29 protein-coding genes are annotated in these 25,450 nt (G+C 60.2%); 18 read left to right on the top strand and 11 right to left on the bottom strand.

Annotated elements, in window-relative coordinates; translation table 11 throughout:
• Positions 1-448: 448 nt before the first annotated feature.
• Positions 449-1,336 (top strand): threonine/homoserine exporter RhtA, encoded by an 888-nt coding sequence (gene rhtA, locus QMX86_RS19585; RefSeq protein ID WP_016770790.1) that lies wholly within the window; start codon positions 449-451, stop codon positions 1,334-1,336.
• A gap of 169 nt (positions 1,337-1,505) precedes the next feature.
• Positions 1,506-1,787, top strand: coding sequence for a hypothetical protein (locus QMX86_RS19580; protein WP_039759777.1), 282 nt, complete (start codon positions 1,506-1,508; stop codon positions 1,785-1,787).
• A 9-nt stretch (positions 1,788-1,796) separates the two neighbouring features.
• Here QMX86_RS19580 and QMX86_RS19575 read toward each other — a convergent pair whose 3' ends face one another.
• Positions 1,797-2,357 (bottom strand): TetR/AcrR family transcriptional regulator, encoded by a 561-nt coding sequence (locus QMX86_RS19575; RefSeq protein WP_110646825.1) that lies wholly within the window; start codon positions 2,355-2,357, stop codon positions 1,797-1,799.
• A 91-nt stretch (positions 2,358-2,448) separates the two neighbouring features.
• Here QMX86_RS19575 and QMX86_RS19570 point away from each other — a divergent pair, with 91 nt between their 5' ends.
• Positions 2,449-3,177 carry an SDR family oxidoreductase gene (locus QMX86_RS19570; RefSeq protein WP_282386391.1) on the top strand — a complete coding sequence of 243 codons (729 nt, stop codon included), beginning with the start codon at positions 2,449-2,451 and terminating at the stop codon, positions 3,175-3,177.
• Positions 3,178-3,219: 42 nt separating this feature from the next.
• Positions 3,220-3,816: a 2-hydroxychromene-2-carboxylate isomerase gene (locus tag QMX86_RS19565; protein WP_282386393.1), complete on the top strand. Its 597-nt coding sequence runs from the start codon at positions 3,220-3,222 to the stop codon at positions 3,814-3,816.
• 44 nt (positions 3,817-3,860) lie between these two features.
• On the opposite strand, the gene QMX86_RS19560 is transcribed toward QMX86_RS19565, so the two are convergent.
• The 5 genes from QMX86_RS19560 to QMX86_RS19540 form a co-directional block, all read right to left on the bottom strand.
• Positions 3,861-5,669, bottom strand: a complete 1,809-nt coding sequence (locus tag QMX86_RS19560; RefSeq protein ID WP_282386395.1) for an aminopeptidase P family protein — start codon at positions 5,667-5,669, stop codon at positions 3,861-3,863.
• Positions 5,670-5,737: 68 nt separating this feature from the next.
• Positions 5,738-6,904: an aminotransferase class V-fold PLP-dependent enzyme gene (locus QMX86_RS19555; protein WP_151552036.1), complete on the bottom strand. Its 1,167-nt coding sequence runs from the start codon at positions 6,902-6,904 to the stop codon at positions 5,738-5,740.
• A 205-nt stretch (positions 6,905-7,109) separates the two neighbouring features.
• Positions 7,110-7,724 (bottom strand): LysE family translocator, encoded by a 615-nt coding sequence (locus QMX86_RS19550; RefSeq protein ID WP_071173075.1) that lies wholly within the window; start codon positions 7,722-7,724, stop codon positions 7,110-7,112.
• Between the two features lie 101 nt (positions 7,725-7,825).
• A complete protein-coding gene (locus QMX86_RS19545; protein ID WP_016770723.1) occupies positions 7,826-8,095 on the bottom strand; it encodes a hypothetical protein in 270 nt (89 codons plus the stop codon).
• Positions 8,096-8,196: 101 nt separating this feature from the next.
• Positions 8,197-8,559: an antibiotic biosynthesis monooxygenase gene (locus QMX86_RS19540; protein ID WP_016770724.1), complete on the bottom strand. Its 363-nt coding sequence runs from the start codon at positions 8,557-8,559 to the stop codon at positions 8,197-8,199.
• 93 nt (positions 8,560-8,652) lie between these two features.
• Here QMX86_RS19540 and soxR point away from each other — a divergent pair, with 93 nt between their 5' ends.
• From soxR to QMX86_RS19490, 10 genes are all read left to right on the top strand, one after another.
• Entirely contained in the window at positions 8,653-9,105 is a 453-nt protein-coding gene (soxR, locus tag QMX86_RS19535; RefSeq protein ID WP_282390408.1) for a redox-sensitive transcriptional activator SoxR, read from the top strand.
• 111 nt (positions 9,106-9,216) lie between these two features.
• Positions 9,217-9,675, top strand: coding sequence for a VOC family protein (locus QMX86_RS19530; protein WP_024013662.1), 459 nt, complete (start codon positions 9,217-9,219; stop codon positions 9,673-9,675).
• A gap of 214 nt (positions 9,676-9,889) precedes the next feature.
• Complete coding sequence (locus QMX86_RS19525; protein WP_122746625.1) at positions 9,890-11,089, top strand: PepSY domain-containing protein; 1,200 nt, start codon at positions 9,890-9,892, stop codon at positions 11,087-11,089.
• Positions 11,086-11,628 (top strand): hypothetical protein, encoded by a 543-nt coding sequence (locus QMX86_RS19520; RefSeq protein WP_016770801.1) that lies wholly within the window; start codon positions 11,086-11,088, stop codon positions 11,626-11,628. The genes QMX86_RS19525 and QMX86_RS19520 overlap by 4 nt, the downstream gene beginning before the upstream one ends.
• Positions 11,625-11,963, top strand: coding sequence for a hypothetical protein (locus QMX86_RS19515; protein WP_071173078.1), 339 nt, complete (start codon positions 11,625-11,627; stop codon positions 11,961-11,963). The genes QMX86_RS19520 and QMX86_RS19515 overlap by 4 nt, the downstream gene beginning before the upstream one ends.
• Positions 11,960-12,535, top strand: coding sequence for a DUF6162 family protein (locus QMX86_RS19510; protein WP_071173079.1), 576 nt, complete (start codon positions 11,960-11,962; stop codon positions 12,533-12,535). The genes QMX86_RS19515 and QMX86_RS19510 overlap by 4 nt, the downstream gene beginning before the upstream one ends.
• A gap of 35 nt (positions 12,536-12,570) precedes the next feature.
• On the top strand, positions 12,571-13,500 hold the full coding sequence (locus QMX86_RS19505; protein WP_016770804.1) for a metal ABC transporter substrate-binding protein: 930 nt from the start codon (positions 12,571-12,573) through the stop codon (positions 13,498-13,500).
• Entirely contained in the window at positions 13,497-14,348 is an 852-nt protein-coding gene (locus QMX86_RS19500) for a metal ABC transporter ATP-binding protein (protein WP_071173080.1), read from the top strand. The genes QMX86_RS19505 and QMX86_RS19500 overlap by 4 nt, the downstream gene beginning before the upstream one ends.
• Positions 14,348-15,247 carry a metal ABC transporter permease gene (locus QMX86_RS19495; protein WP_007917717.1) on the top strand — a complete coding sequence of 300 codons (900 nt, stop codon included), beginning with the start codon at positions 14,348-14,350 and terminating at the stop codon, positions 15,245-15,247. Before QMX86_RS19500 ends, QMX86_RS19495 begins: the two co-directional genes overlap by 1 nt.
• Positions 15,248-16,153 carry a zinc ABC transporter substrate-binding protein gene (locus tag QMX86_RS19490; protein ID WP_282387827.1) on the top strand — a complete coding sequence of 302 codons (906 nt, stop codon included), beginning with the start codon at positions 15,248-15,250 and terminating at the stop codon, positions 16,151-16,153.
• Positions 16,154-16,351: 198 nt separating this feature from the next.
• Here the strand turns inward: QMX86_RS19490 and QMX86_RS19485 are convergent, their stop codons facing one another.
• The 5 genes from QMX86_RS19485 to QMX86_RS19465 all read right to left on the bottom strand — a co-directional run bounded on the left by QMX86_RS19485 (position 16,352) and on the right by QMX86_RS19465 (position 20,917).
• Entirely contained in the window at positions 16,352-16,576 is a 225-nt protein-coding gene (locus QMX86_RS19485) for an MbtH family protein (RefSeq protein WP_016770808.1), read from the bottom strand.
• Between the two features lie 82 nt (positions 16,577-16,658).
• Positions 16,659-18,071 carry an aspartate aminotransferase family protein gene (locus QMX86_RS19480; RefSeq protein ID WP_282387041.1) on the bottom strand — a complete coding sequence of 471 codons (1,413 nt, stop codon included), beginning with the start codon at positions 18,069-18,071 and terminating at the stop codon, positions 16,659-16,661.
• Positions 18,072-18,177: 106 nt separating this feature from the next.
• Positions 18,178-18,699, bottom strand: a complete 522-nt coding sequence (locus tag QMX86_RS19475) for a GNAT family N-acetyltransferase (protein WP_282387042.1) — start codon at positions 18,697-18,699, stop codon at positions 18,178-18,180.
• A gap of 215 nt (positions 18,700-18,914) precedes the next feature.
• Positions 18,915-20,237: an ATP-binding protein gene (locus QMX86_RS19470; protein WP_038860405.1), complete on the bottom strand. Its 1,323-nt coding sequence runs from the start codon at positions 20,235-20,237 to the stop codon at positions 18,915-18,917.
• Positions 20,237-20,917, bottom strand: a complete 681-nt coding sequence (locus QMX86_RS19465) for a response regulator (RefSeq protein WP_016770812.1) — start codon at positions 20,915-20,917, stop codon at positions 20,237-20,239. The genes QMX86_RS19470 and QMX86_RS19465 overlap by 1 nt, the downstream gene beginning before the upstream one ends.
• Before the next feature lie 253 nt (positions 20,918-21,170).
• On the opposite strand from QMX86_RS19465, the gene QMX86_RS19460 reads away from it, so the two are divergent.
• The 4 genes from QMX86_RS19460 (at position 21,171) to dsbG (ending at position 25,321) form a co-directional block, all read left to right on the top strand.
• Positions 21,171-21,863, top strand: coding sequence for a hypothetical protein (locus tag QMX86_RS19460; RefSeq protein WP_282387043.1), 693 nt, complete (start codon positions 21,171-21,173; stop codon positions 21,861-21,863).
• 97 nt (positions 21,864-21,960) lie between these two features.
• Positions 21,961-23,694 (top strand): protein-disulfide reductase DsbD, encoded by a 1,734-nt coding sequence (gene dsbD / locus QMX86_RS19455; RefSeq protein WP_282387044.1) that lies wholly within the window; start codon positions 21,961-21,963, stop codon positions 23,692-23,694.
• A complete protein-coding gene (locus QMX86_RS19450; protein WP_110601466.1) occupies positions 23,694-24,575 on the top strand; it encodes a TlpA disulfide reductase family protein in 882 nt (293 codons plus the stop codon). Before dsbD ends, QMX86_RS19450 begins: the two co-directional genes overlap by 1 nt.
• Positions 24,551-25,321 (top strand): thiol:disulfide interchange protein DsbG, encoded by a 771-nt coding sequence (gene dsbG / locus QMX86_RS19445; RefSeq protein WP_016770816.1) that lies wholly within the window; start codon positions 24,551-24,553, stop codon positions 25,319-25,321. Before QMX86_RS19450 ends, dsbG begins: the two co-directional genes overlap by 25 nt.
• Positions 25,322-25,450 lie beyond the last annotated feature (129 nt).

Here is a 25,450-nt window from a genome sequence, read left to right as displayed (position 1 = left end):
TGTCAAGTGATTATTTTCAGAAGTTTTCGAAGAATTCTTCAACAACTTCAACCACTTGCGCTTCCGATCTCTCGTTAGCGGGAGGCGAATTCTACAGCGTTAATCGCTGCTGTCAACACCTCTTTTTTTCCGCTTTCGACCGAGAAGATCGAACCGTTAAAAGAGCCAAACATCACTGCTCTTTCAACTCCTTCCAGGCCTCGATGATCTGAAGCTAGCCGCTGTCGAAAACCGCGTAACTCTTTGAATCTCAAGGAGTTTTCCGTTTCGACTGCGCCGGAAGTGGGGCAAATTATAGACCTCTGGAATCTGCCGTCAACCGTTAATTTCGATTTTCTTTCAAATCAGCAAAAACGCTTTCTATATATAGACGCGCCCCCATCCAATGCGCAGTATATTGCCCACTACCACAACAATACTGTGTTTTTGCCTTGGATGCTGCCGCGCAATGAATGATCAACCTCGCTCCCTTGCTTCCACATTGTTTCCGGTTTGCCTGCTCATGATAGCCATGGCGTCCATCCAGTCGGGCGCTTCTCTGGCCAAAAGCATGTTCCCCATTATCGGCGCACAAGGAACAACCACTCTTCGCTTGATCTTTGCCAGCGTGATCATGCTGCTGATACTGCGCCCATGGCGTGCAAAGCTGACCGCCAAGTCTCTTCGTACCGTGATCGTCTACGGAATGGCATTGGGTGGAATGAACTTCCTCTTTTATATGTCGCTGCGCACAGTGCCGCTGGGCATCGCCGTTGCACTGGAATTCACCGGCCCTCTGGCTGTAGCTATATATGCCTCTCGCCGCGCCATCGATTTTGTATGGATTGCGCTTGCTGCGGCCGGCTTGCTTCTGTTGATACCTACCGGGGCTACCACTGCCGGCATTGATCTGGTCGGAGCGGGCTATGCGCTGGGCGCCGGAGTGTGCTGGGCGCTGTACATTCTGTTCGGGCAAAAGGCCGGCGCCGACAACGGGGTGACGACCGCAGCCCTCGGCGTGATGATCGCCGCGCTGTTTGTGGCGCCAATCGGCATTGTTCATGCCGGCGCTGCGCTGCTTACACCATCACTGATTCCGATCGCTATCGGCGTCGCCATTCTGTCCACCGCCCTGCCCTATACCCTGGAGATGGTCGCCCTGACGCGTATGCCCGCGCGCACCTTCGGCACGCTCATGAGTATCGAACCGGCCTTCGGAGCACTATCAGGTCTGCTTTTTCTCCAGGAATACCTTTCATTGTCACAATGGCTGGCCATCCTGTGCATTATTCTGGCGTCAGTGGGCGCAACCATGACCATGGGCAGCGGAGCAAAGCCTGCTGTCGCGGCCGACTGAAGCGTTATAGAAAGCGGGGTCTGGTAATTGGCGCTCATTTAGGCCATGTTTAGCTTCGTAACCCATCGCCAGGCATGGATTTTTTCGCAAAGGACGGCACAACGCTGCAAACGCGAGCGAATACAGGCAGACCCGAGCACCAGACTCGTGGCCGCTATTAAGGATGGTAATGAAACGAATTTTGCTACTGATCGCCCTGCTGGCGATCGCGAGCTGCGCAGCGACCTCGGAAACCCAGGTCAAACGCGGCAAGAAGGGGCTGCATATCAACTGTTCCGGACTTTCATCCTCATGGGACAAGTGCTACACCAGCGCCGCCAATTCCTGCGCGCCCAAGGGCTACAAGGTGATCGCCAAATCCGGGGACGCCGTTGAAGAACCTGGCGATTATCCGTTCGGCTTGAACCCCGCCGGTTATACCAGCCGCAGCATGATCGTCATCTGCAAATAACTACTCGGCTCACGGCAAAGCGAGCTGACGCGTAATTTCCTCGTGACTCGAGCGCAACACCGTACGCTGCACGTCCGGTGTTGCAAGCATCCGCGCGACCACCAATGCACCCACGCATTGCGACAGCACCGACCAGGCCAGACTCTCGCTTTCCAGTATCTCGGCCCAGCCCTGCTGAAGACGGCAGATCCAATCTTCAGCCTGCTCACGCACCTGTACATCGGCACGGGCAATCTCTGCGCCCAATGTCGGCAGCGCGCAACCGGCCTCGGGTTGCTCGACATGGGCCATGCTCAGGTACTGCTTCAGACAACGCTCCAGCCGCTGCCGATCTGCACCGCCCTGGCCACCAAGGCGCTCAAGACTTTCACTCAACTCTCGCTCGACGATGGCAGCGAACAACGCATCCTTGGATGAAAAGTGGCTGTAGAACGCGGCGCCACTCAAACCGATGGCTTTCATCAGGCCATCCACGCCCACCGTGGAAAACCCCGATTTCTTTGCCGACAGCGCGCTGCTTTGCAGCAATCGTTCGCGGGTTTCCGATTTGTGTCCGGCCGAATAACGCATGTCATCTCCTGAAGTAGATCGCCTTGACGCTGCCCGAATCCTAGCATAACGTTCGTTAACTAAACGATCGTTAACCCAAAGGGATTCACTCATGAATAACAAGAAGGTCGTGTTGGTTGTCGGTGCCGGTGATGCCACGGGCGGGGCGATTGCCAAGCGCTTTGCCAGTGAGGGATTTATAGCCTGTGTAACCCGGCGCAGCGCCGACAAATTGCAGCCTCTGGTTGACGCAATCATCGCTGAGGGCGGTGAGGCCCATGGTTTTGCCTGCGATGCGCGCAAGGAAGAAGACGTCATCGCCTTGATCGAAGACATCGAAACCCGCGTCGGCCCGATCGAGGCCTTTGTCTTCAACATCGGCGCCAACGTGCCCTGCAGCATTCTCGAAGAAACCGCGCGCAAATATTTCAAGATCTGGGAGATGGCCTGCTTCTCCGGTTTTCTCAATGCCCGCGAAGTGGCCAAGCGCATGGTCACTCGGCAGCGCGGCACGATTCTGTTCACTGGTGCCACGGCCGGGCTGCGCGGTGCTTCTGGATTTGCCGCTTTCGCTGGAGCCAAACATGGCATCCGCGCACTGGCGCAAAGCATGGCGAGAGAGTTGGGGCCGATGAACATTCATGTCGCCCACGTCGTAGTTGATGGTGCGATCGATACCGACTTCATCCGCAACAGCTTTCCCGAGAAATACGCGACCAAGGATCAGGACGGCATTCTCGATCCAGAGCACATCGCCGAAAACTATTGGTATCTGCACAGTCAGCCACGGGATGCGTGGACCTTCGAGCTGGACCTGCGCCCATGGAACGAACGCTGGTAAGCCCTCCCCCCCTCATTACAACAATAAGAGAGCGATTTGATCATGACGAAAACCGTGGAATTCTATTTCGACCTCGGCAGCCCCACCACCTATCTGGCGCACACCCAGCTAGCGAAAATCTGCGCCGATACCCAGAGCGAACTGATCTACATCCCGATGCTGTTGGGTGGCGTGTTCAAAGCCACCGGCAACGCTTCGCCGGCAATGATTCCGGCCAAGGGCCGCTACATGTTTCAGGACCTCGATCGCTTCGCCAAACGCTACGGCGTCCAGCTCAGATTCAATCCGCACTTTCCAATCAACACACTGATATTGATGCGTGCCGTCACTGGCATGCAGCTGCACCAGCCGCAGCGTTTCGCGGAGTTCGTCGACTGCCTGTTCAGGGCGCTTTGGGTAGAAGGTCGTAACCTCAACGATCCGCAAACCATTGGCGCCGTGCTGACTGAAAACGGCTTCGATCCCCAAGAGATAATCGCGCTGACCAACGATGAATCAGTCAAAGCAGCACTCAAAGAAAACACAGAAGCCGCCATCAAGCGCGGCGTTTTCGGCGCCCCCAGCATGTTTATCGGCGATCAGTTGTTCTTCGGTCAGGATCGACTCGACTTCGTGGAAGAGGCATTGCGCCAGGACTGAAGCCAAGCCCCAAGGCACCGCGAGCGGCGCCTTGGGTAAATCGATCAAATGGCCACAGTGCGCTCGTTCAGCCAGCTCAGCGCCGCGCCATCCAGCAACGGGCTCAGACGCTCGCGTACTTCACTGTGGTAAGCATTGAGCCACTGCTTTTCTTCCTGAGTCAGCAGGTCAGCAATCAGGCAGCGAGTATCGATCGGGCACAGCGTCAGGGTTTCGAACTTGAGGAAGTCGCCGAATTCGCTGCTGCCGGCCTCACGGTTCATCGCCAGGTTTTCGATGCGCACACCCCAGCGGCCCGGACGATAGGTGCCGGGTTCGATCGAGGTGATCATCCCTGGCTGCATTGCCGTCTGCGGTGCCGGTGCCGCTTGATAAGCGATCACTTGCGGACCTTCGTGAACGTTGAGGAAATAGCCCACGCCGTGACCGGTGCCGTGGCCGTAGTCGACGTTATCAGCCCAGATCGGCGCACGAGCGATGGCGTCGAGCAGCGGCGACAGAATGCCTTTCGGAAATCGTGCCCGCGACAGCGCAATCACGCCTTTCAACACGCGCGTGCAATCCTGTTTCTGCTCCTGAGTCGGCGTACCCACCGGGACCATGCGCGTGATGTCTGTGGTACCGCCGAGGTATTGACCACCGGAATCGATGAGCAACAGACCATCACCCTCGATCAACGCATGCTCCTCTTCAGTAGCGTGATAGTGCGGCATCGCACCATTGGCGTTGAACGCGGCAATGGTGTTGAAGCTCAGCGAAACGTAATCGGGACGACGTTCACGGGCAGCGGTAAGTTTCTCGTCGATGGTCAGTTCGGTGATGCGCTCGCGCCCCCACGCCGATTCCAGCCAGGCAAAAAATTCGCACAACGCCGCGCCATCCTGCTCCATGGCTTTACGGATGTGTTGAGCGTCGGCTTCGCTTTTCTGCGATTTGGCCAACGTAGTCGGGTTGAGGCCCTCGACCAGTTTCACGCCACTGTCGAGGTTATCCAGCAACCCCGTGGTCACTCGCGCCGGATCGACCAGCAGGCTCGCGCCGCTCGGCACAGCACGCAACGCATCGGCCACTTCGCTGTAGTCACGCAGCGTTACGCCATCCTGCTCGAGTACCGCGCGCAGATCGGCATCGACCTTGCTCAGCGCCACGAACAGCGTGGCCTGTTGCTGATTGATCAAGGCGAACGAAACAAACACCGGATTGAACGAAACATCACCGCCACGCAGGTTGAACAGCCAGGCAATGTCATCCAGGGTGGCGATGAAGTGCCAGTCGGCGCCACGCTCTTGCAAGGTTTCGCGCAATTTCGCGAGTTTCTCGCCACGGCTGATAGTCGCTTGTGGCGGCAGATGCTGATAGATCGGCGCGTTGGGCAGGCTCGGGCGATCACGCCAGACTTCCTGCAACAGGTCGATATCGGTGCGCAGGCGAGCACCGCGTGCCTCGAGCCTGCTGCTCAGTGTGCGCGCCGAAGCCACCGCCATTACCGCACCATCGACCGCAACCACGCCGCCCTCGGGGGTTTGCTCGGCCAGCCAGTCCAGCGGGCTCGGTTGCCCCGGTTGCAGCTTGACCAGTTCGATGCCGCTGCCGTTGAGCTCCTTGGTCGCCTGTTCCCAGTAACGACTGTCGGCCCACACGCCAGCGAAATCAGCAGTGACGATCAGCGTACCGACCGAACCGTGGAAACCCGACAGCCATTGCCGGCCCTGCCAGTAACCCGGCAGGTATTCCGAAAGATGCGGGTCGGCGGACGGCACCAGCAGCGCATGGATGCCTTCGCGGCGCATCAGTTCACGGGTATGCGCCAGGCGCTGAGGCACCGATCCTTCGGTCAAGGTGTGGGAACTCATCATGTCTCCTGCTAATCGCGTCATCGTTATTGTTCGTAGCCTTCGCGGCCATGGAAAGCGTCTGCTGTTTAGAGCCCTGTCGCCCAGAATGCCGGGGCACTGGCGCAGGCGGTTGTGATCAGGTCAACGGCCTTGTCGACATCCTCGACGGTGGTAAACCGCCCGAGGCTCAAGCGAATGGTGCGCCCCGCCAGCCGCGCATCGTGTCCGAGCGCGAGCAGCACGTGGGACGGCGCATTACTTGCGGAATTACACGCCGACGTCGCGGAAAACGCGATCGAATGGCTCAATGCGGCGCTGTTGAACTCGCCCTCGCTGAAGGTCAGGCTCAGGGTGTGCGGAATGCGTTGCGAGGCACTGCCATTGAGGCGCACGCCGGGCAACTTCAAAAGCTGTTCGAGCAAGCGTTCGCGCAAAGCGATGATGGACTTTTTCTCTTCATCAAATGCGTCGGCGGCCAAAGCGAAAGCAGCGCCCATCCCGGCAATCTGATGAGTCGCCAGGGTTCCGGAGCGCAGGCCACCTTCATGACCGCCGCCGTGGATCTGGGCCTGCAAGCGTTGCTGCGCCTGCGGGCCGACATACAAGGCGCCAATGCCTTTGGGGCCGTAGAGTTTGTGTGCGGAAAACGACATCAGGTCCACCGGCCAGCGGCTCAGATCGATCGCGACTTTGCCGGCGCCTTGCGCCGCATCCACATGAAACAACGCCTGCCGACTGCGCACCACTTCGCCAATCGCTTGGACATCGTTGACCGTGCCCAACTCATTGTTGACCAGCATCAGCGACACCAGAAAGGTGTCGTCACGCATCGCTTCACTGACCGCTTGCGGCGTGATCAAGCCTTGGGCGTCCGGTACCAGATAGGTCACGGCAATGCCCGCGTCCTGCAATTGCCGCGCGGTGTCGAGAATGGCCTTGTGTTCGATCTGACTGGTAATGATATGGCCGCCGCAAACGCCACGGGCCTGGGAGACGCCTTTGAGAGCGAGGTTGTTGGATTCGGTGGCCCCGGAGGTCCAGACAATCTGCTCAGGCTGCGCGCCGACCAGATCGGCGACTTGCCGACGTGCCTGCTCGACCGTCTGCCGGGCCTGCCGGCCAAACGCGTGGGAGCTGGACGCCGGGTTACCGAAGTTACCGTGAAAACCCAGACATTCGATCATCACCTGGATGACCCGCTCGTCCACCGGGGTGGTGGCGGCGTAATCGAAATACAACGGACGTGTGTTCATAAAGGACTCGCAGAGCGTGTTCCGGGATCAGGAGGCTCGTGTCTGCAAACGACGATGCACAGCCTCGTGAGCTGTGCATGGGTTCGAGAGCGTCATCAATACCTGATCGGATGCCGTTAAAGAAGTAGGGCTTCATTTAAAAGTGCGTAGGAACGCTCCTGAAACCGAGCTTAACAGGCATCGGGCCGGCGATTGAAGCAATGCGTCAGTGAACGCTTTCGAGAAGTAACGGATACAGCGAGATCACCAACAGCGCCGCCATGCCCCAATTGAACACGCGCAACCAGCGCGGATCTTTCAGCACATTGCGCAACAGCGTGCCGCACGCCGCCCACAGGCCGACACTGGGCAGATTGATGATGGCGAACACCGCCGCGATGATCACGACGTTATAGAAATAACCCTGCATCGGCGTGTACGTGCTGATGGCACCGATTGCCATGATCCACGCTTTGGGATTGACCCACTGGAACGCTGCAGCGCCCAGATAGCTGATCGGTTTCGCCTCGCCGTGGGCACTGTCGCCGACCGGGCCGGAGTGGGCGATTTTCCACGCCAGATACAACAAATACGCCGCGCCGACATAACGCAGCACCGTATACAGAATCGGATAGGCCTGAAACACCGCGCCAAGGCCGAAGCCCACCGCTACCACCAATAGAAAGAAGCCGCAGCTGATGCCGAGCATGTGTGGAATGGTGCGGTTGAAACCGAAATTCACTCCGGACGCGAGCAACATGGTGTTGTTCGGCCCCGGTGTGATCGAGGTGACAAGGGCAAACAGGGCAAAGGCCAACAGCAGATCAAGCGAGAGGTTCATCGAGGCAGTCCATCCAGGGTCATTCAGCTGTTGACCCTATCCCACACGGCCCGGCAAACCCACGGACAGTTAGGGAAAACTTCAAGCAGTACAGTTTGCTTTCAGCTTGGACGACCGTGCAGCTGTATGGCACGCTCGGCGCTCATCTCACCCTGTTGGTCGAAGCCAAAAGTCTTCTGCGGCTGACCGAGCAATTGGGCTTTTTTCGCGTGGTATTCGTCGAACGACAAGCCGCTGCGGTTCAGCGCTTCCAGCGCCAGTTCGCGGGATTCTTCAGCGGTGTAAGGGCGCAGCTCGGGCGAAACATGGCCGGCACAACCGGCAAGTACGGAAACAGCGAGCATCAGCGAAACAGTCAGTAAACGGTTCATGGGAGCGTCCTGGCGAGCAATGTGGGGTCGATGGAGAAAGGCTACGCCCGGGCACGCTCGCGCAGAAATCAACGCTCTCAATAGTGGCTATCAGCTTTGCGTTAATACTGGCTGACCGGCAAACGGCAGTGCAGCGCGTCGTCGTGGCTGCGGGCGATACTGCTGTGCACCTGGAACGAGTTGAAGGTCACGGTTTTCGCCCGATGGGTACGGATCAATTGCCAGAAATCCTCCTCGCCGCTTTCGAAACTGCGAAAGGCCGCCTCCCCCGCTTCGCGACTTTGCCACTGCAAAAAGCTCAGCACGCGGCGGCCGTCGTCGCTGGCCTGCACGCTGGCGCTGAGAAACCCGTCGTAACGCTGGGCCAGCCCCTCGGTCTGCGTGGCCAGTGCCGAGACCAGCGCTGCTTGCTGACGGGGTTCGATTTCGAATTCGATCAATTGGGTAAAGCTGCGATTGCTCATGGAAAGCCCCCACTCATGTTGAAGCGAGCCTTGCGACCCGAAGAGCTGCAGGGTAAAACCTCTAGTTAAGTCAAGGTCAAGAGCATTTTCAGCATGATCAGCAAGGAGCGGGTGCACAAGCCTCTCACCGTGGGCGAGGTTGCGGCGCGCAGTGGCGTCGCGGTCACCGCGCTGCATTTTTATGAAGCCAAAGGTTTGATCAAGAGTGAGCGCAATGCCGGCAATCAGCGCCGCTATCCGCGCGCCGTACTGCGCCGGGTGGCGTTGATCAAAGTCGCACAACGGCTGGGGATACCGCTGGCGGAAATCGGCGAAGCGCTGAAGATCCTCCCGCAGGATCGCGCGCCATCGGCGGCGGACTGGAAAATGCTGTCTGAACAATGGCAGCGCGAGCTCGACGAACGGTTCAGGCAATTGGCGCTGATGCGCGATCAGCTCACCGGGTGCATCGGCTGCGGCTGTCTGTCCATGGAAGCGTGTCCGTTACGCAATAAAGGCGACATGCTCGGTGACCGAGGCCCAGGCCCGCACTTTCGCGATGAGTGATGAGGCTGCTCGTCGGCGAACAATTTGCGCAGCGAGGACGGTTCTATAGTGATTGCTCCGGGTAAATCCGGTTTAACCACATCTGTTGAAAACAAAAACAGGGAGAACGTCATGAGCGTCAAACCCATTCCCGAGGGGTATCACAGCATTACCCCGTATCTCGGCATCCAACAGGCCGCCGAGGCCATCGAGTTCTACAAGAAAGCCTTCAATGCCAGCGAAGTCATGCGTCTGACCATGCCCGACGGCACCATCGGCCACGCCGAGCTGCGCATTGGCGACAGCGCGATCATGCTTGGCACGCCTTGCGATCAGGGGCCGCTGAGCAATCCGCAGCAGGCAGTGTCGATCGGCTTGCACCTGTATGTCACCGATGTCGACCAAGCCTTTCAACAGGCGCTGGATGCAGGGGCGCAAAGCGTCTCCGAAGTCAAAGACCAGTTTTACGGTGATCGCAGCGGCACGCTGAGAGATCCGTTCGGCCATCTGTGGTTTCTCGCCACGCACAAAGAGGATCTGAGCGAAGAGCAGATTCGCCAGCGTGCGATGGAGATGTTCAGCCAAGGCTGAGGGCTTTTTGCCTCGGATCGACCGGCAAAAATGCACTGCCGATGTAATTGCGAAACATTTACTTTCATATCCGCTTTCGGGATTTTCTTCGCTCATCCGTCTTATAGGAATGCAGGCCGTTCGCGTAGGCAAAAGCCACGAACGGCCTCCCGGGGAGTTCCGTGCTGCGAAGCCCGTAGCCCGGCCCCTTCCACCGCAATCAAGACGCGCAATCATGTCGAAGAAATCCCGTTCCAAACTGTGGTTCCTGGTGCATAGCTGGCTGGCGTTGCCGATCTGGTTCTTTGTGCTGATCGTCTGTGTCACCGGCACGCTGGCGGTGGTCAGCCAGGAGATTGTCTGGCTGGCCAACCCGCAAATGCGCGCCAGTCAGCCGTCGGACGATGCGCCACGACTTAGCTACGACCAGATTCTCGCCGCGATCAAACAGGCCGAGCCGCAAACCCTGGTGCAGAGCATCAATCGTCCGGACGAGTCGCACTTTGCCCTCGATGTCGAAGTCAGCTACCCCGACGGGCGCTCGTCGACGGTCTATGTCAATCCGTACACCGGGGTCATCCAGGGCACCGCGCCGGCCTTTGATTTCAAAGCGTTCACCCGCGCCCTGCATGGCTGGTGGCTGGTGCCGTTCACCAATGGCTACAGCTGGGGCTGGTATCTGGTGTCGCTGCTCGGCGTGCCGATGCTGGTGTCGCTGATTACCGGGCTGGTGGTGTACAAGCGCTTCTGGAAAGGTTTTCTGCGCCCGACCCTGCGCGTGCGCCACGGCGCGCGGATTTTCTGGGGCGACTTTCATCGCCTGTGCGGCATCTGGTCGATCTGGTTCATCGCGGTGATTTCCATCACCGGCATCTGGTTCCTGATCAAGGCGATCCTGTTCGATAACCAGATTTCCATTTCCAGCGAACCGATTATTCCGGCGATGTCCCGCGAAAGTGTGCCGATCTCGGCCGCCGGCACCCCGCCGCCGCGTATCAGCCTGGACCGCGCCATCGAAATCGCCCAGCAGAAGATTCCGGGCCTGGAAGCCAGCTACGTCAACCTGCCGGGCAATGCTTACTCGCACATGAGCGTCAGCGGCCGTGGCTGGTATCCGCTGATGTATCAGACCGCGACTCTCAACCCGTACAACGGCGAAATGGCCTCCTCACGGTTGTTGTCCGATCGGTCCTCGCTGGAATTCGTCACCGAATCCATGCGCCCGCTGCACACCGGCGACTTCGGCGGCATCTGGATCAAATTGATCTGGTTCTTCTTCGGTCTGTTGCTGAGCATGATGATCCTCAGCGGCCTGCTGATCTGGACCAAGCGCACCGCGCTGGCCACCGCCAATGCGCTGAAACGCGAGGACAAGAAAAACCGCGTCACCGCCCAACCGGCGCTGCGCCATGAAACTTCGGAGGCGAGCCTGTGAACAAAGCCATCTCGGTCACACCGCCCTCGCGCCTGTCGCGTTTCTGGCACAAGTGGCGTTTCCACATCAATGTCCTGCTGTTGCTGATCCCGCTGGGCTTCATGCCGAAATACTTTGCCGATGCCTCGCTGTTTCGCGGCGACAGCGGCCTGGGCCAGCGTGAAATAGGCACCGTCCAGGTCGGCCCGTGGAGCCTGCGCCTGGCCGAACTGCGTGACGAGGCGCCGCACCTGAGCGGTCCGGCCGGCTATATGAAGGATTTCACTGCCGCCGTCTGCGATACCTGTGTTGAACAGGTAAAGGCAACTTACCTGCGCATCGGCAAACCGCGCAGTCTGCGCGCCGCCGGCACGATCTTCTTCGGTACGCCTTATCGCATGGGCACGCAAATGCCGATCCCGGCAAAGACCAAACCTGACGCCGAGCTGTGGATCACCATGGAAGGCTGGGACGGCAGCATGCACCAGGCCGCGATTCCCCTGAGCCAAGCCTCCCCCGCCACGGTTGCGTGGCTGAACAAACAAGGAGCCAAACCATGACTCGCTCACCTCTTCATATCCGTTTGCTCGCCAGCGCCGCGCTGCTGCTGAGCGCCGGTTTCAGTGCCAGCGCCCTGGCGCACAACCCGATGTGCGAATGCAAAGCCATCGATGCCGAACAGATCAAATGCACCGGCGGTTTCTCCGACGGCAGCGGCGCGCCGGGGGTGACCCTCGACGTGATCGGCTACGACGAAACCATTCTGGTGCCGGGCAAATTGGGTGATGACTCGACGCTGACGTTCAAGAAACCCGGCAGCGAGTTCTATGTGCTGTTCGATGCCGGCCCAGGCCACGTTGTGGAAATCGACCAGGCGGATATCGAAGCCCCATGAGTAGCCCGACGACGCAAGTGGTACGCCCGGCCGGCGCCGGTCATGAAACCCTCAATGTGCTGCTGTTGTGCCTGCTGATCCTCGCGGTCGCCGGCTCGGTGGTGGCGTGGCGCGGGGTTTCCCATGAACCGGAGCCGGTCGCGAGCAACCAGTACGACGCCCGCCGCGATCTCAGCGCCGCCGAGCAAGGCATTTATGCCGACCTGCGCGTGACCCTCGACGAAATCCGCTTGTTGCGCGAAGAGCAAAAAGCCCTGCCGACGCCACAAATGCTCGCCGACGAAGGCTTTGCGCCGTTCGCGCAGGACGCCAGTTCGGTCAGCCGTGGCGGTCACGCATGGCAAATGCTCGCCGAACGCGCCTATTTCGGACGCAGTGCGACGCCTGACGTCGCCGGCTCGTTTCTGATGCGTGTCGGCACTGACGCCAACGCGGCGCCGGACATCTGGCTCAAGCGCAGCGCCGATTCCGCGCCTGCTGAAGATCTGTCTGACGCCGCGCTGTCTGCCGCTGGCTGGAAACAGATCGTCGCGCAATTCGATGCCGGGGTTACCCGCGAACATCGCCATTGATTCCTCGCCTTTATCCGAGAGAAGACTGCTTGCCCATGTCCATTTCATCTCCTCGCCGTCCCTTGTTACGCCTGTTTCTGCTTGGTCTGTGCGCCTGCCTGCTGAGCCCGTTGGCCAGCGCCGAGCAAGGCAAACGCCTGCGTATCGGCATCACTCTGCATCCGTATTACAGCTACGTCGCCAACATCGTCGGCGACAAGGCCGAGGTGGTGCCGCTGATTCCTGCGGGCTTCAATCCGCACGCCTACGAACCGCGCGCCGAAGACATCAAGCGCATCAGCGGACTGGACGTGATCGTGCTCAACGGCGTCGGTCATGACGACTTCGCCGACCGGATGATCGCCGCCAGCGAAACACCCAACGTCAAAACCATCGAAGCCAACGAGAACGTGCCATTGCTGGCGGCCACCGGTGTCGCTGCGCGCGGCGCTGGCAAAGTGGTCAATCCGCACACGTTCCTGTCGATCAGCGCCTCCATCGCCCAAGTCAACAACATCGCCCGCGAGCTGGGCAAGATCGATCCGGACAACGCCAAGATCTACACGCAAAACGCGCGCGCCTATGGCAAACGCCTGCGGCAGATGCGCGCCGACGCTTTGGCCAAACTGACCCAGGCACCCAACGCCGAACTGCGCGTGGCCACGGTGCACGCGGCTTACGACTATCTTTTGCGTGAATTCGGTCTGGAAGTGACGGCCGTGGTCGAGCCGGCCCACGGCATCGAGCCAAGCCCGAGCCAGCTGAAAAAGACCATCGATCAATTACGCGAGCTTGACGTGAAAGTGATTTTCTCGGAAATGGATTTCCCGTCCAGCTACGTCGACACCATCCAGCGCGAATCCGGGGTGAAGCTGTACCCGCTGTCGCACATTTCCTACGGCGAATACACCGCCGACAAGTACGAAAAGGAAATGACCGGCAACCTCAACACCGTGGTTCGTGCGATTCAGGAGTCGGGGGCATGACGTCGAAAGAAACCCTGATCCCTGACAACACCAATAACCCGGTGGGAGCGAGCCTGCTCGCGAAGTCGCCGGATCAGGCAACATCTTCGTTGAATGACGCACCGCATTCGCGAGCAGGCTCGCTCCCACAGGGGAAAACCGGGCCGGCGCTGGAGTTTGCGGATATCAGCCTGACCTTGGGGCGCACGACGATTCTCGACAAGGTCAGCTTTCAGGTGCAGCCCGGCAGCGTGCATGCGCTGGTCGGCCCCAACGGCGGTGGCAAGAGTTCGCTGATCAAGACCCTGCTCGGGCAGATGCCGCATCAGGGCCAACTCAGCCTGCACTGGCCCGGCGAGCCCGGCACCATTGGTTACGTTCCGCAGGCGCTGGAGTTCGATCGTGGCCTGCCGATGACCGTCGACGATTTCATGGCCGCCATGTGTCAACGCCGTCCGGCCTTTCTCGGTTTGAGCAAACACTACGCCGGCGCCATCGGCGAAGCACTGGAGCGCGTCGGCATGCAGGACAAGCGCAAGCGGCGCATGGGCGCGCTGTCCGGCGGCGAGCGGCAGCGGGTGCTGCTCGCGCAGGGTTTGATTCCGGCGCCGCAACTGCTGGTGCTCGACGAGCCGATGTCGGCCCTCGATGAGGCCGGGATCCAGGTGTTCGAACGCCTGCTGACTGACTGGCGCGCGGCGGGCATCACGGTGTTGTGGATCGAACATGACCTGGAAGCGGTAGGTCGGCTGGCCGATCGGGTTACCGGTCTCAACCGCCGCGTGCTGTTCGATGCCACACCGCAACAGGCGCTGACTCCGGAACGTCTGCTGACGCTGTTTTCCACCCATCCACGGAGCGCGGTCTGATGAGCTACGAAGCCTTTCGTTTGATGGTCCAGGGTTGGGCATCGTCAGGTTATCTGCCCGAGGCGCTGGCCTACGGTTTTGTGGTCAATGCGCTGCTCGCCGGCCTGCTGATCGGCCCGGTGCTGGGCGGGCTCGGCACGCTGGTGGTGGTCAAGCGCTTCGCGTTCTTTTCCGAAGCAGTCGGCCATGCCGCGTTGACCGGTGTCGCCATCGGCATCCTGCTCGGCGAACCCTACACCGGCCCGTACGGCAGTCTGTTCGGCTACTGCCTGCTGTTCGGCATCCTGCTCAATTACCTGCGCAACCGCACCGGACTGGCACCGGATACGCTGATCGGCGTGTTTCTCTCGGTGTCACTGGCACTGGGCGCGAGCCTGCTGCTGATTCTCGCCGGCAAGATCAACGTGCACATTCTGGAAAACGTGCTGTTCGGTTCGGTATTGACCGTCAACGGCAATGATCTGGCGGTGCTGGCCATCGTCGGTTCGCTGGTCATGGCCCTCGCCCTGCCGCTGTACAACCGCATCATGCTCGCCAGTTTCAATCCGCAACTGGCGGCGGTGCGTGGCGTAGCGGTGAAGACCCTGGATTATCTGTTCGTGATCCTGGTGACCTTGATCACCGTCGCGGCAGTGAAGGTGATTGGCGCGATTCTGGTCGGTGCCTTGCTGGTGATTCCTGCGGCAGCGGCGCGCTTGCTCAGTCAGTCGCTGAAAGGGTTTTTCTGGTGCTCGGTGCTGATCGCTACCGTCAGCACCCTGTGCGGGATTCTTGCGCCAATCGTGTTCGACCTGCCGATCCCGTCCGGCGCTGCGATCATTCTGGTCGCCGGCATCGCTTTCGCCCTCGCCGCCATTGCGCGCGGCGTCGTCCCCAGCCTGAAAGGGAACCTTGGATAAATGGCTTTTTCATTGCGTAACCTGACTCTGGCCATGGCCCTGTGTGGCGTGGTCTGCACTCCATTGATGGCGGCTGAAACTGCGAAACCGTTGCGCGTTCTGGCCTCGTTACCGATCACCTATGGATTGGGCGAGGCATTGCTCAAGGGCACGAACGTCAACCTCGAACGCGCGGCGCCGGCCAACCTGCCCGGCAGCCGCCAGACCGCGTATTTCACCGGCCGTGGCGCTCCGGCGCTGAGCAAACTGGCCACCGACGCGGACGCGGTAATCGGTCTGCGTTCGCTGTGGGCCGATGATCCGCTGTACCCGATCGCGCGGCGCAGCAATATCCGTATCGTCGAAGTCGACGCTGCGCGCCCGGTCGACGGCGCCCTGCCCGGCATCGCCGTGCAGCCGGGCCTGCAGGTTGATGGCCTGAACAGTCAGCCATGGCTGGCGAGCAACAACATGGGGCGCATGGCCGATGTGATGGCCGCAGACCTGGTGCGCCTGGCACCAAGCGCCAAGCCTGCAATCGAAGCCAACCTGGCGGCGTTGAAACAGCGTTTGCTGAAACTCAGCGCGGACACCGAGGCGCGTCTGGCCGAAGCGGACAACCTGAGCGTGATGAGCCTGAGCGATCACTTCGGCTATCTGATTGGCAGCCTCAACCTTGAACTGGCCGGACAGGATGCGCGTCCCGATGCCGATTGGACCCCAGAGGAGTTGAAGAAGCTGACAGCGACGCTCAAGGACAATGACGTGGCGGTGGTGCTGCACCATCGCCAGCCCGCGGAGCCGGTGAAAGCAGCGATTGCCGAATCCGGCAGCAGTCTGGTGGTGTTGAGTACCGATGCGGCAGATCCGCTGGCGGAGCTGGAGGGGAATGTGGATTTGTTGCTCAAGGGGTTGAGCGGAGCGTAGTCAGGCTGATACCGAGTCATCGTTCATCGCTGGCAAGCCAGCTCCCACAGAGTTTTTGGCGAACACACATTTGTGATCAACCACAATACCTGTGGGAGCTGGCTTGCCAGCGATGAGACAGTGCAAGCAATACAAATTCAAGACATGAAAAAACCCGCTGACCATCACTGGTCCAGCGGGTTTTTTATGCCCGGTCGCTTATTGCGCCGCGACTTGTGCATCCATCTTCTGGCGCAGGCTCAATGGGCGCATGTCGGTCCAGACTTCTTCGATATAGGCCAGGCATTCCTTTTTCAGGCCGCTCTTGCCCACGGTACGCCAGCCTTGCGGCACAGCTTTGTAATCGGGCCAGATCGAGTATTGCTCTTCGTGGTTGACCACGACCTGAAAGAGGATGTCCTCGCGGTCGAATACTGACGTCATGCTGGTTCTCCATCGTTGTAAGGTCGGCTGCACAAAGAATGCAGCCGGGTATGTAGAAAGAACGTTCGCCGCGCGGAAAAATTTACAGCGCGGTGGTGGCAGCGGCCAATGCGCGACCGAAGATCTCGGCCACCCGGTCGATTTCCGCGGCAGTGATCACCAGCGGCGGCAGGAAGCGCACCACCGCGCCATGGCGGCCGCCCAGTTCCAGAATCAGCCCACGCTTAAGGCATTCACGCTGGACCAGCGGCGCCAGACGTGCAAATGCCGGTGGGTGACCGAGCGCATCGGGCGCGCCGTTCGGGTCGACCAGTTCAACGCCGAGCATCAGGCCACGCCCACGGATATCGCCCAGTTGCGGGAAGTCGCGCTGCAGAATGTGCAGATGCTCGCTGAGTCGATCACCCATGGCGGCGGCGTGCTCGCAAACCTTGTGCTCCACCAGATAGCGCATCACCGCTGAACCGGCGGCCATGGCCATCTGATTGCCGCGGAACGTGCCGGCATGGGCGCCGGGTTGCCAGGTGTCGAGCCAGTCGCGGTAAACCACCACCGCCAACGGCAGGCTGCCACCGATGGCTTTGGACAGTACAACCACATCCGGAACGATACCCGCGTGTTCAAAGGCAAACATCTTGCCGGTACGGGCGAAACCGCTCTGGATCTCATCAACGATCAACGCCACACCGGCCTTCTCGGTAATCCGGCGCAAGCCGCGCAACCACTCGATGTCCGCCGGTATCACCCCGCCCTCACCCTGCACCGCCTCGACAATCACCGCCGCCGGCAATTGCACGCCGGCCTCAGGATCGTTGAGCAGGTTTTCCAGATAACTCAGATTGGCGTTGACGCCCGCCGCGCCGCCGAGTCCAAATGGGCAGCGGTAGTCGTAGGGAAAGGGCATGAATTGCACGCCGTTGCTGAGCAACGCACCCAGTGGTTTTTTCGGCCCCAGGCTGCCCATCAGGCTCAACGCCCCCTGACTCATGCCGTGATAACCGCCGGAAAATGACAGCACGGTGCTGCGCCCGGTTGCGGTGCGCACCAGTTTCAGCGCTGCTTCCACGGCGTCGGTGCCGGTCGGGCCACAAAACTGGATCTTCGCTTGCGCCGCCAACTCCGTCGGTAGCAGCCCGAACAGGTCCTGGACGAATTGATCCTTGACTGGCGTAGTCAGGTCGAGGGTGTGCAGCGGCAACTCATCGGCCAGCACTTGCTGGATCGCCTCGATCACCACCGGGTGGTTATGCCCCAGCGCCAGCGTGCCGGCTCCAGCCAGGCAGTCGATGAATGTACGTCCTTCAACATCCTCGACATACAAGCCCTTGGCACGCTTGAGCGCCAAGGGAATACGCCGAGGATAACTGCGCGCGTTGGACTCCTGCCGGCTCTGCCGCGCCAACAACGGTGATTCGTTGAATTCGAATAACGTTTCCGCCGGCGCCGAGGCGACCCGGGCCGACGACGCTTCGATAAGACTGGTGGCGACTGACATCTCTCGACCCCTCAATTCGCTATGGATAGTGACCAGAACAGCACACCGACAGGTGCGCGTTCCGGTCGCGGGGCGCACTTGCAGGTTTTCCTGTTCTGGAAACGCTTCAGCGCGGTGCGGATTTACACCCGTGATCGAGTTGTCCGGCCGGTGAGGACAAAGGTTTGCGCAGCGGCACGGTTTGCAAGCCGTTGCAGAGACCGGGTAGCGCTGCCTGTTGGTAACCCAGGTGCCGATAGAACCCCTCGGCGGTGCGCGTGCTGTTGAGGTGAGCATTGCGCACACCGCGAACCCGCAACCAGCCTTCGACATTCTGCATCAGCGCCCGGCCGACGCCTCGGCGGAAGGATTCAGGCTGGACGTAACACAGCAGGATTTCGCCACTGCCCCGGGCCATGCCGACACCAACCGGTTTGTCATCAATCAAAGCGACGCAGAGATAGAAATGTGGGTCGGCGAGCCGGCTACTGATGAAATCGGCGGGAGAACGGTTGAGCCAGTCGCTGACGAGAAGTGGATGGTTGCGGTGATCGAGTGCACATCCGATACGGATCGAACGCTCGACAATACGGTTGATGATGCCGGTGTCGGCCAGGGTGGCCGGACGTATGCAGACGGGTGCTTCCATGGCGCAGTTCCCTCAATCCATTGAGTCAAAGCTGGGTTGACCTTAGCCCCAACCCTGGCGGATAGCGAACGCCGAGAAGTTACATTTGATGTGGCAGAACATGTTCTTTTGTGAGAGCGAGCCTGCTCGCGAAAGCGTCAGGCCAGTCAACGTCGATGTTGAATGACTTCCGCATTCGCGAGCAGGCTCGCTCCCACAGGGGATCTGAGGTGAGATCAGAGGGTTTGCAACGGCATGGTCAGTTCGACCCGCAAGCCATCCGGGCGGCTGTCGAAATGCAGGGCGCAGTCACAGCGCTGAACAATCGCCTGGACAATCGCCAGCCCCAAGCCGCAGCCGGTGCTCTGGCCGTTGCGCCAGAAGCGCTGGGTCAGATGCTGCAAATCATCTGGCGCAATGCCGGGGCCATGGTCACGCACGACAAAACGCACGCGATTGCCGATGTTTTCCAGATGGACCTCGACCGCGCAATCTTCAGGCGTATGGCGCAGGGCGTTGTCGAGCAGGTTGCGCAGTGCAGCAATCGCCAGCACGGCAGGCATTTGCAGCGGCGCGGCGGACAAGTCGTCCGGCACGTGCAGTTTGATCCGCAGCCGCTCGCCGCCGGTGGCGTCCTGGATCGCCAGTCTGGCCACTTGCTCGGCGCTGCATTGCGAGCCGTCATCGAACGACAGGCTGCCTTCGACCCGCGCCAGCAGCAGCAACTGTTCAAGGGTGCGGTGGAGGCGATCGGCGCCCTCCTCGGCGCGGGCCAGCGATTGATCGCGGGCGCTGCCGTCGGTCATGCGCGCGACTTGCAGGTGAGTCTTGATCGCCGTCAGCGGACTGCGCAGTTCATGCGCGGCGTCACCAGTGAGGCGACGCTCACGCTCGATGGTCTTGCCGATGCGCTGGAACAACTGATTCTGGGTTTCCAGCAACGGCTTCAATTCGCTGGGAAACGCCTGCAGCTGCAATGGCTCAAGGGAATCGGCATTGCGCCGCATCAGCGCCTCGCGCAGACGATTGAGTGGTGCAAGACCCTGACCGATGCCCAGCCACAGCAGGCACAGGCAGCCCAGCAAGGCCACACCGACCGGCACCGAAGCAGCGAGCAGAATCGACATGTTCAAGGCTTCGCGCTCGATCTGCCGATCCGCCGTAGTGATGCGCACATCGCCCCGGGCCAGGGTGAAACTGCGCCACGGGGCGCCGTCGATCATTTGATCGTGGAAGCCCATTTTCTCGGCTTCCAGCGCTTGCTCGGGGTTGTTGTGGCTGCGCGCGAGAATCTCGCCGCGCAATGAGCTGACCTGACAGGCCATGCCGCCGGGAATGTTCAGCTGTTCAGCACTGAAGTGGGTGCCCTCGCCTTTGCTCGGCAGCGTCGGCAATTGCTCAAGCAAACCGGCGACCATGCGCGCCGAAGCGACCAGACGCTGGTCGAGGGAGAACATCATCTGATTGCGCAGATCGCTGAGCATCCACGCCGCCGCCAGCGCCCAGATCAGCGCGAAGGCAGCGCCGAGCGTCAGGCTCAGGCGCAGGCGCAGACTCATCACTTGCCTTGCTCTCCGCCATCGGCAGGCCCGAGGCGATAGCCCAGACCACGCACGGTTTCGACGATGCCTTTGCCAAGCTTGCTGCGTAGGTGATGGATGTGCACGTTCAGTGCGTTGCTTTCCAGTTCATCGTTGAAGCCGTAGACGCTGTCCTTCAACTGTTCGGTGGACAGCACCCGGCCGCGATTGTGCAGCAATGCCTGCAACAGCGACTGCTCGCGGCGCGACAGGTCCACCGGTTGCCCGGCGAGGCGGGTTTCGCGGCTGCTCGGGTCGTAAGTAAGCGCGCCATGCTCGATCAGATTCACGCTGCGCCCGGCCACGCGGCGCAACAGCGTCTGCAAGCGAGCGAACAGTTCGCGCAGGTCGAAAGGCTTGAGCAGGTAGTCGTCGGCGCCGGCCTGCAGACCGTCGACACGATCGGTCACCGAGTCACGGGCAGTGAGGATGAGAACCGGGATTTCCAGGCCGCTCTGCCGCAATTGCTGGAGCAACTTTAGGCCATCTTCGTCGGGCAACCCGAGATCGAGAACCATCACGTCGAATTCGGCGACCTTGAGCATCGCCCGCGCCTTGGACGCGGTGTTGACATGCTCGACGGTCAGGCCCTGTGCCTTGAGCCCGGCGACGATGCCGCTGGCGATCAGCTCATCGTCTTCGCAAACCAGTACGTGCATAGGGGCTCCGGAAATAAAAAAGGCGAGTGAAGCAGGCAAGGATTAAGGGGCAATTATGGCGGCACACGTCGACTTCGCAAAGCTGCACGAGAATGCAGTCAGGTTGTCGCAGCCCAGCAACCGACGCGAGCATGCCATGCAAACTTTATTACCCCGTTACCCATCCGGAAACAATTCCAGCCTTTATCGCCAATGCAACTTCATCTAGTTTCAACCGGCAACTTCAACTCCAAACTTAAATGGACTTTTAAACATGACCAACTTGAATAACTTTGTTGCCATAGACTGGCGCTCCGGCCCTGATCGAATTTATTTTTTCTTCAAGGACACCGATACCTATTCGCGCTTTGATATTGGCGACAATAGTGTCCCATCCAATTATCCAGCCGCCACGGCAGGCAACTGGGACAACTTTGCCCCGTATACCAAAGATCTGCGCTTTGGCTTGACTACCACTTCCTTCGGCTGGAACGCCGGAAGTGACGAGGATATTGCCTGGCTTTTCTTCTATGACGGAACAACTCCGATGGTCTGCAAATACGATCAGGACAGCGATAAAGTTGCCGCCTTCTACAAGGTAGCCGACTCGGTATGGAAGCCGATTCTTCCATATTTTCACAAGATCATCGCCGGCACCTGGTTTCAACTGACCGGCTACCCTTTCCTGTTTCGATTCATCCTCGATGACGGCCACTACCTGTCTTTCGACTACAAGGCCAAGACCGTCAAGTACAACCGTTTCGGCGAATATCAGCTGGGCGCGCTGAAACCTTACAAGGACCGGATAATCACAGCGGCGCAGAATGACCGGACATTTGCAGACAGTTACTGGTATATCTTCCTGACCAATAATCAGTACCTCACTTACAACATTCAGTCCGATCGACTCGTTGCCGGCCCCAGAACCATTGATGACGGCAATTGGCCCGGCCTGCTGCGTGGTTGATTGGTCAATCCCGGAGAGCCTAGTAGGATAGGGTTAATTATCGGTTAATCGCCGCCGCCCATCCTGCACCCCACTTGCACAGGGACAAGGCTCCTCCATGCGTCATTTTTTTCTTCTGTTTGCTCTACTGGTTTCCGGTCTGGCTCAGGCCGGAAACAATCCGTTCGAGTCCAAGCCGGATTTTTTACCCGTCGACAAGGCATTCGTACTCGCCTCCGAGCGTCTGGAGTCGGGCGAAACCCAGCTGTTCTGGCAGATCACTGACGGCTACTACCTGTATCAGAAACGCGTGAAATTCGACGGACTGGCCGCCGACCAGCAGCCAGTGTTGCCTGAAGGCGAATCCCACAGCGATGAGTTTTTCGGCGAGCAGCCGGTGTACCGCCAAGGCCTGGAAGTGAAAATCCCGGCAGCGGCCAGCGGTCAGATCAAGGTCAGTTATCAGGGCTGCGCCGATGCCGGTCTGTGCTATCCACCGCAAACCCGGGTGATTGACCTGGGCGGCAAAGCCGCAGCAACAACGGGCGCTGAAGCCCCGGATCAGGCTTTGGCCAGCAGTCTGCAACAACGGGCGCTGGGCTGGAGTCTGCTGGTGTTCTTCGGACTCGGCCTGCTGTTGGCGTTTACTCCGTGTTCGCTGCCGATGCTGCCGATTCTCGCCGGGATGATTGTCGGCAGTGGCGCCACACCACGGCGCGGGTTTGCCTTGGCCAGCAGCTACGTGATCTGCATGGCGCTGGTTTATGCGGCGATGGGCGTGATTGCTGCGCTGCTCGGTGCGAACCTGCAGGCGTGGTTGCAGAATCCGTGGTTGCTCGGTGCGTTTGCCGCCATTTTCGTGGTGCTGGCATTGCCGATGTTCGGCTTCTTCGAGCTGCAACTGCCGGTGGCCCTGCGTGATCGTCTTGAACATGCGTCGCGCAGCCGCAGCGGCGGCAGCCTGATCGGCGCCGGTGTGCTGGGCGCATTGTCCGGTCTGTTGGTCGGGCCGTGCATGACCGCGCCACTGGCCGGCGCGCTGCTGTACATCGCACAGAGCGGTAACGCGTTGCACGGCGGTCTGATTCTGTTTGCACTGGGCATCGGCATCGGTGTGCCGCTGTTGCTGCTGGTCACCGTGGGCAACCGCTTCCTGCCAAAACCCGGGGCGTGGATGAATCTGCTCAAGGGCATATTCGGCTTCCTCTTTCTTGCCACTGCATTGTTGATGCTGCGCCCGGTACTGGATCCGTCTTTGTGGCTGGGGCTGTGTGGCGCCCTGTTGTTGATCGCCGCTTACAGCGCCTGGAAACAATCCGCAGGGTTTGGCCGCGTCGCGCAGATGTTTGGCGCCCTGTCCTTGTTGCTCGGTTTGTGGGGCAGCTTGTTGGTGATCGGTGCAGCGGGCGGCAGTGATGATCCGTATCAGCCATTGCAGGTCTACAGCGCCGGCCCTGTCGCCAGCGCGGCGCCGACGGGTCACGATTCCTTCACCACGATCAAGGAACCTGCCGCCCTGCAACGCGAACTCGATGCAGCCAAGGCTCAAGGCCAGTGGGTACTGCTCGATTACTACGCCGACTGGTGCGTGTCGTGCAAGGTCATGGAGAAGAAGGTGTTCGGTGAAGCCAAGGTCATGCAGGCCCTGAGCGATGTGCGCCTGCTGCGTCTGGATGTGACCGCCGACAACGCTGCCAGCCGCGAGCTGCTCAGTCGCTATAAAGTGCCGGGGCCGCCGACGTTCATCTGGATCGGCGCTGACGGCGAAGAACGCCGCAGCCAGCGCATCACCGGCGAGGTCGATGCCGATACCTTCCTGCAACGCTGGTCCGCCACCCGAGATGCCAACTGATGCTGACGTTCACCCTCGGCACCTTCGCCATCGCGCTCAACCACCTGCTGCTGATCAGTGCTCTGGCGCTGGCGACATTTGTCGGCTGGCGAGTGGCAAAGCGCGGCGGCGATAACCCCGAGTCAGCGCTGTTCAGCCTGTTCTTGCTGGGCATGCTCGCGGCGCGCATTGCGTTTGTCGCGCTGTACTGGTCGCACTATCGCAATGACCCGTGGCAGATCATCGATCTGCGCGACGGCGGTTTCCTCGCTTGGCCCGGAGTGATCGTGCTGCTGCTGGCGGCGTTGTATCGCGGCTGGCGCCGGCCCGCTTTGCGCCGTCCGCTGGGCTTCGGCGTGGTCAGTGGCGTGGCGTTCTGGCTGCTTGCCACCCTGTCGCTGAATATCTACGAACAGGGTACGCGCCTGCCGGATATATCCCTGCGCAACGCCGCTGGCGAAACCATCAAGCTCAGTGAGTATCAGGGCGGGCCGCTGGTGATCAACCTCTGGGCGACCTGGTGCCCGCCGTGCCGGCGAGAAATGCCGGTGCTGGAAAACGCCCAGCAACAGCGCCCTGATCTGACGTTTCTGTTCGTCAATCAGGCCGAGAGCATGCAAAGCGTGGCCACGTTCCTGGAAACCCAGGGCCTGAGCCTGAACAACGTGCTGTTCGACCGCGGCGGCCGTCTCGGTCAGGCCGTGGGTTCCATGGCGTTACCGACTACGCTGTTCTATAGCCCGGACGGTCGCTTGCTGACCAGTCACCTCGGCGAACTGTCGAACGCCAGCCTCGCCCGCGCCCTGGAAACCTTCGACACTTCGCCTTCAAGCCCGAATCAGGCCGTTGCCCCGGCCAACTCTGCAAGGAAACTGCCATGCCCCGCCTCCGCCACCTGCTGACGCTGACCCTGGGCACTGCCCTGCTGCACTTGCCGTCGGTACAGGCTGCTGAAGAACTGCCCGCCGCAATCAAAAAGATCGAAGCCAAGGGCGCGAAAATCGTCGGCCAGTTCGACGCCCCCGATGGCCTGCGCGGGTACGCCGCGCAATACCAGAATCGCGGCATGGCGCTGTACCTGACCCCGGACGGCAAACACGTCGTGGTGGGTAATCTGTACGACGCCGACGGCAAGGATCTGAGCAGCGAGCCGTTGCAGAAACTGGTCTACGCGCCGATGTCCAAGGAAGTCTGGGCCAAGTTCGAGGCGAGCAACTGGATTCAGGACGGCAATAAGGACGCACCGCGCACGGTGTACCTGTTCAGCGATCCGAACTGCCCGTACTGCAACATGTTCTGGGAACAGGCGCGGCCATGGGTCAAGGCCGGCAAGGTGCAGTTGCGCCACATCATGGTCGGCATCATCCGCGAAGACAGCCCGGGCAAATCAGCCGCGCTGCTGGCGGCGAAAGACCCGGCCAAGGCCCTGGAAGATCACGAAAAGGCCGGCAAGGGCAGCGCGCTAAAGGCCATGAAAGACATCCCGGTCGCCGTGCAAACCAAACTCGCGGCCAACATGCAGTTGATGGAAGACCTCGAACTGCAGGCCACCCCGGCGATTTTCTACATGGATGACAAAGGCGAACTGCAACAACAGCAAGGCGCGCCTTCGCCGGACAAGTTGGTAAAGATTCTCGGGCCTAAGTAGTTTTTCATTGCTTGGACCGGCCCTTTCGCGAGCAGGCTCGCTCCCACAGTTGACTGCATTCCCTCAGTAAGAATGCGATTAACTGTGGGAGCGAGCCTGCTCGCGAATGAAGCTCACTCGGTGTGTCAG

Origin of the sequence: Pseudomonas sp. PS01270, assembly GCF_029959775.1 — a bacterium.
Taxonomy (GTDB): Bacteria; Pseudomonadota; Gammaproteobacteria; order Pseudomonadales; family Pseudomonadaceae; genus Aquipseudomonas; species Aquipseudomonas atacamensis.
The sequence above is the reverse complement of the archived record's forward strand: the minus strand, read 5'-3'. Positions and strand labels throughout refer to the sequence as shown.

Excerpts from the sequence above, each read along its gene's own strand:
- QMX86_RS19490 (WP_282387827.1), top strand. The coding sequence starts at position 15,248 with ATGGCTTTTTCATTGCGTAACCTGACTCTGGCCATGGCCCTGTGTGGC.
- QMX86_RS19580 (WP_039759777.1), top strand. The coding sequence starts at position 1,506 with ATGAAACGAATTTTGCTACTGATCGCCCTGCTGGCGATCGCGAGCTGC.
- dsbD (WP_282387044.1), top strand. The coding sequence starts at position 21,961 with ATGCGTCATTTTTTTCTTCTGTTTGCTCTACTGGTTTCCGGTCTGGCT.
- QMX86_RS19565 (WP_282386393.1), top strand. The coding sequence starts at position 3,220 with ATGACGAAAACCGTGGAATTCTATTTCGACCTCGGCAGCCCCACCACC.
- QMX86_RS19505 (WP_016770804.1), top strand. The coding sequence starts at position 12,571 with ATGTCCATTTCATCTCCTCGCCGTCCCTTGTTACGCCTGTTTCTGCTT.
- QMX86_RS19560 (WP_282386395.1), bottom strand. The coding sequence starts at position 5,669 with ATGAGTTCCCACACCTTGACCGAAGGATCGGTGCCTCAGCGCCTGGCG.
- QMX86_RS19460 (WP_282387043.1), top strand. The coding sequence starts at position 21,171 with ATGACCAACTTGAATAACTTTGTTGCCATAGACTGGCGCTCCGGCCCT.
- QMX86_RS19510 (WP_071173079.1), top strand. The coding sequence starts at position 11,960 with ATGAGTAGCCCGACGACGCAAGTGGTACGCCCGGCCGGCGCCGGTCAT.
- QMX86_RS19450 (WP_110601466.1), top strand. The coding sequence starts at position 23,694 with ATGCTGACGTTCACCCTCGGCACCTTCGCCATCGCGCTCAACCACCTG.
- QMX86_RS19575 (WP_110646825.1), bottom strand. The coding sequence starts at position 2,357 with ATGCGTTATTCGGCCGGACACAAATCGGAAACCCGCGAACGATTGCTG.
- QMX86_RS19515 (WP_071173078.1), top strand. The coding sequence starts at position 11,625 with ATGACTCGCTCACCTCTTCATATCCGTTTGCTCGCCAGCGCCGCGCTG.
- QMX86_RS19570 (WP_282386391.1), top strand. The coding sequence starts at position 2,449 with ATGAATAACAAGAAGGTCGTGTTGGTTGTCGGTGCCGGTGATGCCACG.
- QMX86_RS19555 (WP_151552036.1), bottom strand. The coding sequence starts at position 6,904 with ATGAACACACGTCCGTTGTATTTCGATTACGCCGCCACCACCCCGGTG.
- rhtA (WP_016770790.1), top strand. The coding sequence starts at position 449 with ATGAATGATCAACCTCGCTCCCTTGCTTCCACATTGTTTCCGGTTTGC.
- QMX86_RS19545 (WP_016770723.1), bottom strand. The coding sequence starts at position 8,095 with ATGAACCGTTTACTGACTGTTTCGCTGATGCTCGCTGTTTCCGTACTT.
- soxR (WP_282390408.1), top strand. The coding sequence starts at position 8,653 with ATGATCAGCAAGGAGCGGGTGCACAAGCCTCTCACCGTGGGCGAGGTT.
- QMX86_RS19525 (WP_122746625.1), top strand. The coding sequence starts at position 9,890 with ATGTCGAAGAAATCCCGTTCCAAACTGTGGTTCCTGGTGCATAGCTGG.
- QMX86_RS19500 (WP_071173080.1), top strand. The coding sequence starts at position 13,497 with ATGACGTCGAAAGAAACCCTGATCCCTGACAACACCAATAACCCGGTG.
- QMX86_RS19495 (WP_007917717.1), top strand. The coding sequence starts at position 14,348 with ATGAGCTACGAAGCCTTTCGTTTGATGGTCCAGGGTTGGGCATCGTCA.
- QMX86_RS19530 (WP_024013662.1), top strand. The coding sequence starts at position 9,217 with ATGAGCGTCAAACCCATTCCCGAGGGGTATCACAGCATTACCCCGTAT.
- QMX86_RS19465 (WP_016770812.1), bottom strand. The coding sequence starts at position 20,917 with ATGCACGTACTGGTTTGCGAAGACGATGAGCTGATCGCCAGCGGCATC.
- dsbG (WP_016770816.1), top strand. The coding sequence starts at position 24,551 with ATGCCCCGCCTCCGCCACCTGCTGACGCTGACCCTGGGCACTGCCCTG.
- QMX86_RS19470 (WP_038860405.1), bottom strand. The coding sequence starts at position 20,237 with ATGAGTCTGCGCCTGCGCCTGAGCCTGACGCTCGGCGCTGCCTTCGCG.
- QMX86_RS19540 (WP_016770724.1), bottom strand. The coding sequence starts at position 8,559 with ATGAGCAATCGCAGCTTTACCCAATTGATCGAATTCGAAATCGAACCC.
- QMX86_RS19485 (WP_016770808.1), bottom strand. The coding sequence starts at position 16,576 with ATGACGTCAGTATTCGACCGCGAGGACATCCTCTTTCAGGTCGTGGTC.
- QMX86_RS19550 (WP_071173075.1), bottom strand. The coding sequence starts at position 7,724 with ATGAACCTCTCGCTTGATCTGCTGTTGGCCTTTGCCCTGTTTGCCCTT.
- QMX86_RS19475 (WP_282387042.1), bottom strand. The coding sequence starts at position 18,699 with ATGGAAGCACCCGTCTGCATACGTCCGGCCACCCTGGCCGACACCGGC.
- QMX86_RS19480 (WP_282387041.1), bottom strand. The coding sequence starts at position 18,071 with ATGTCAGTCGCCACCAGTCTTATCGAAGCGTCGTCGGCCCGGGTCGCC.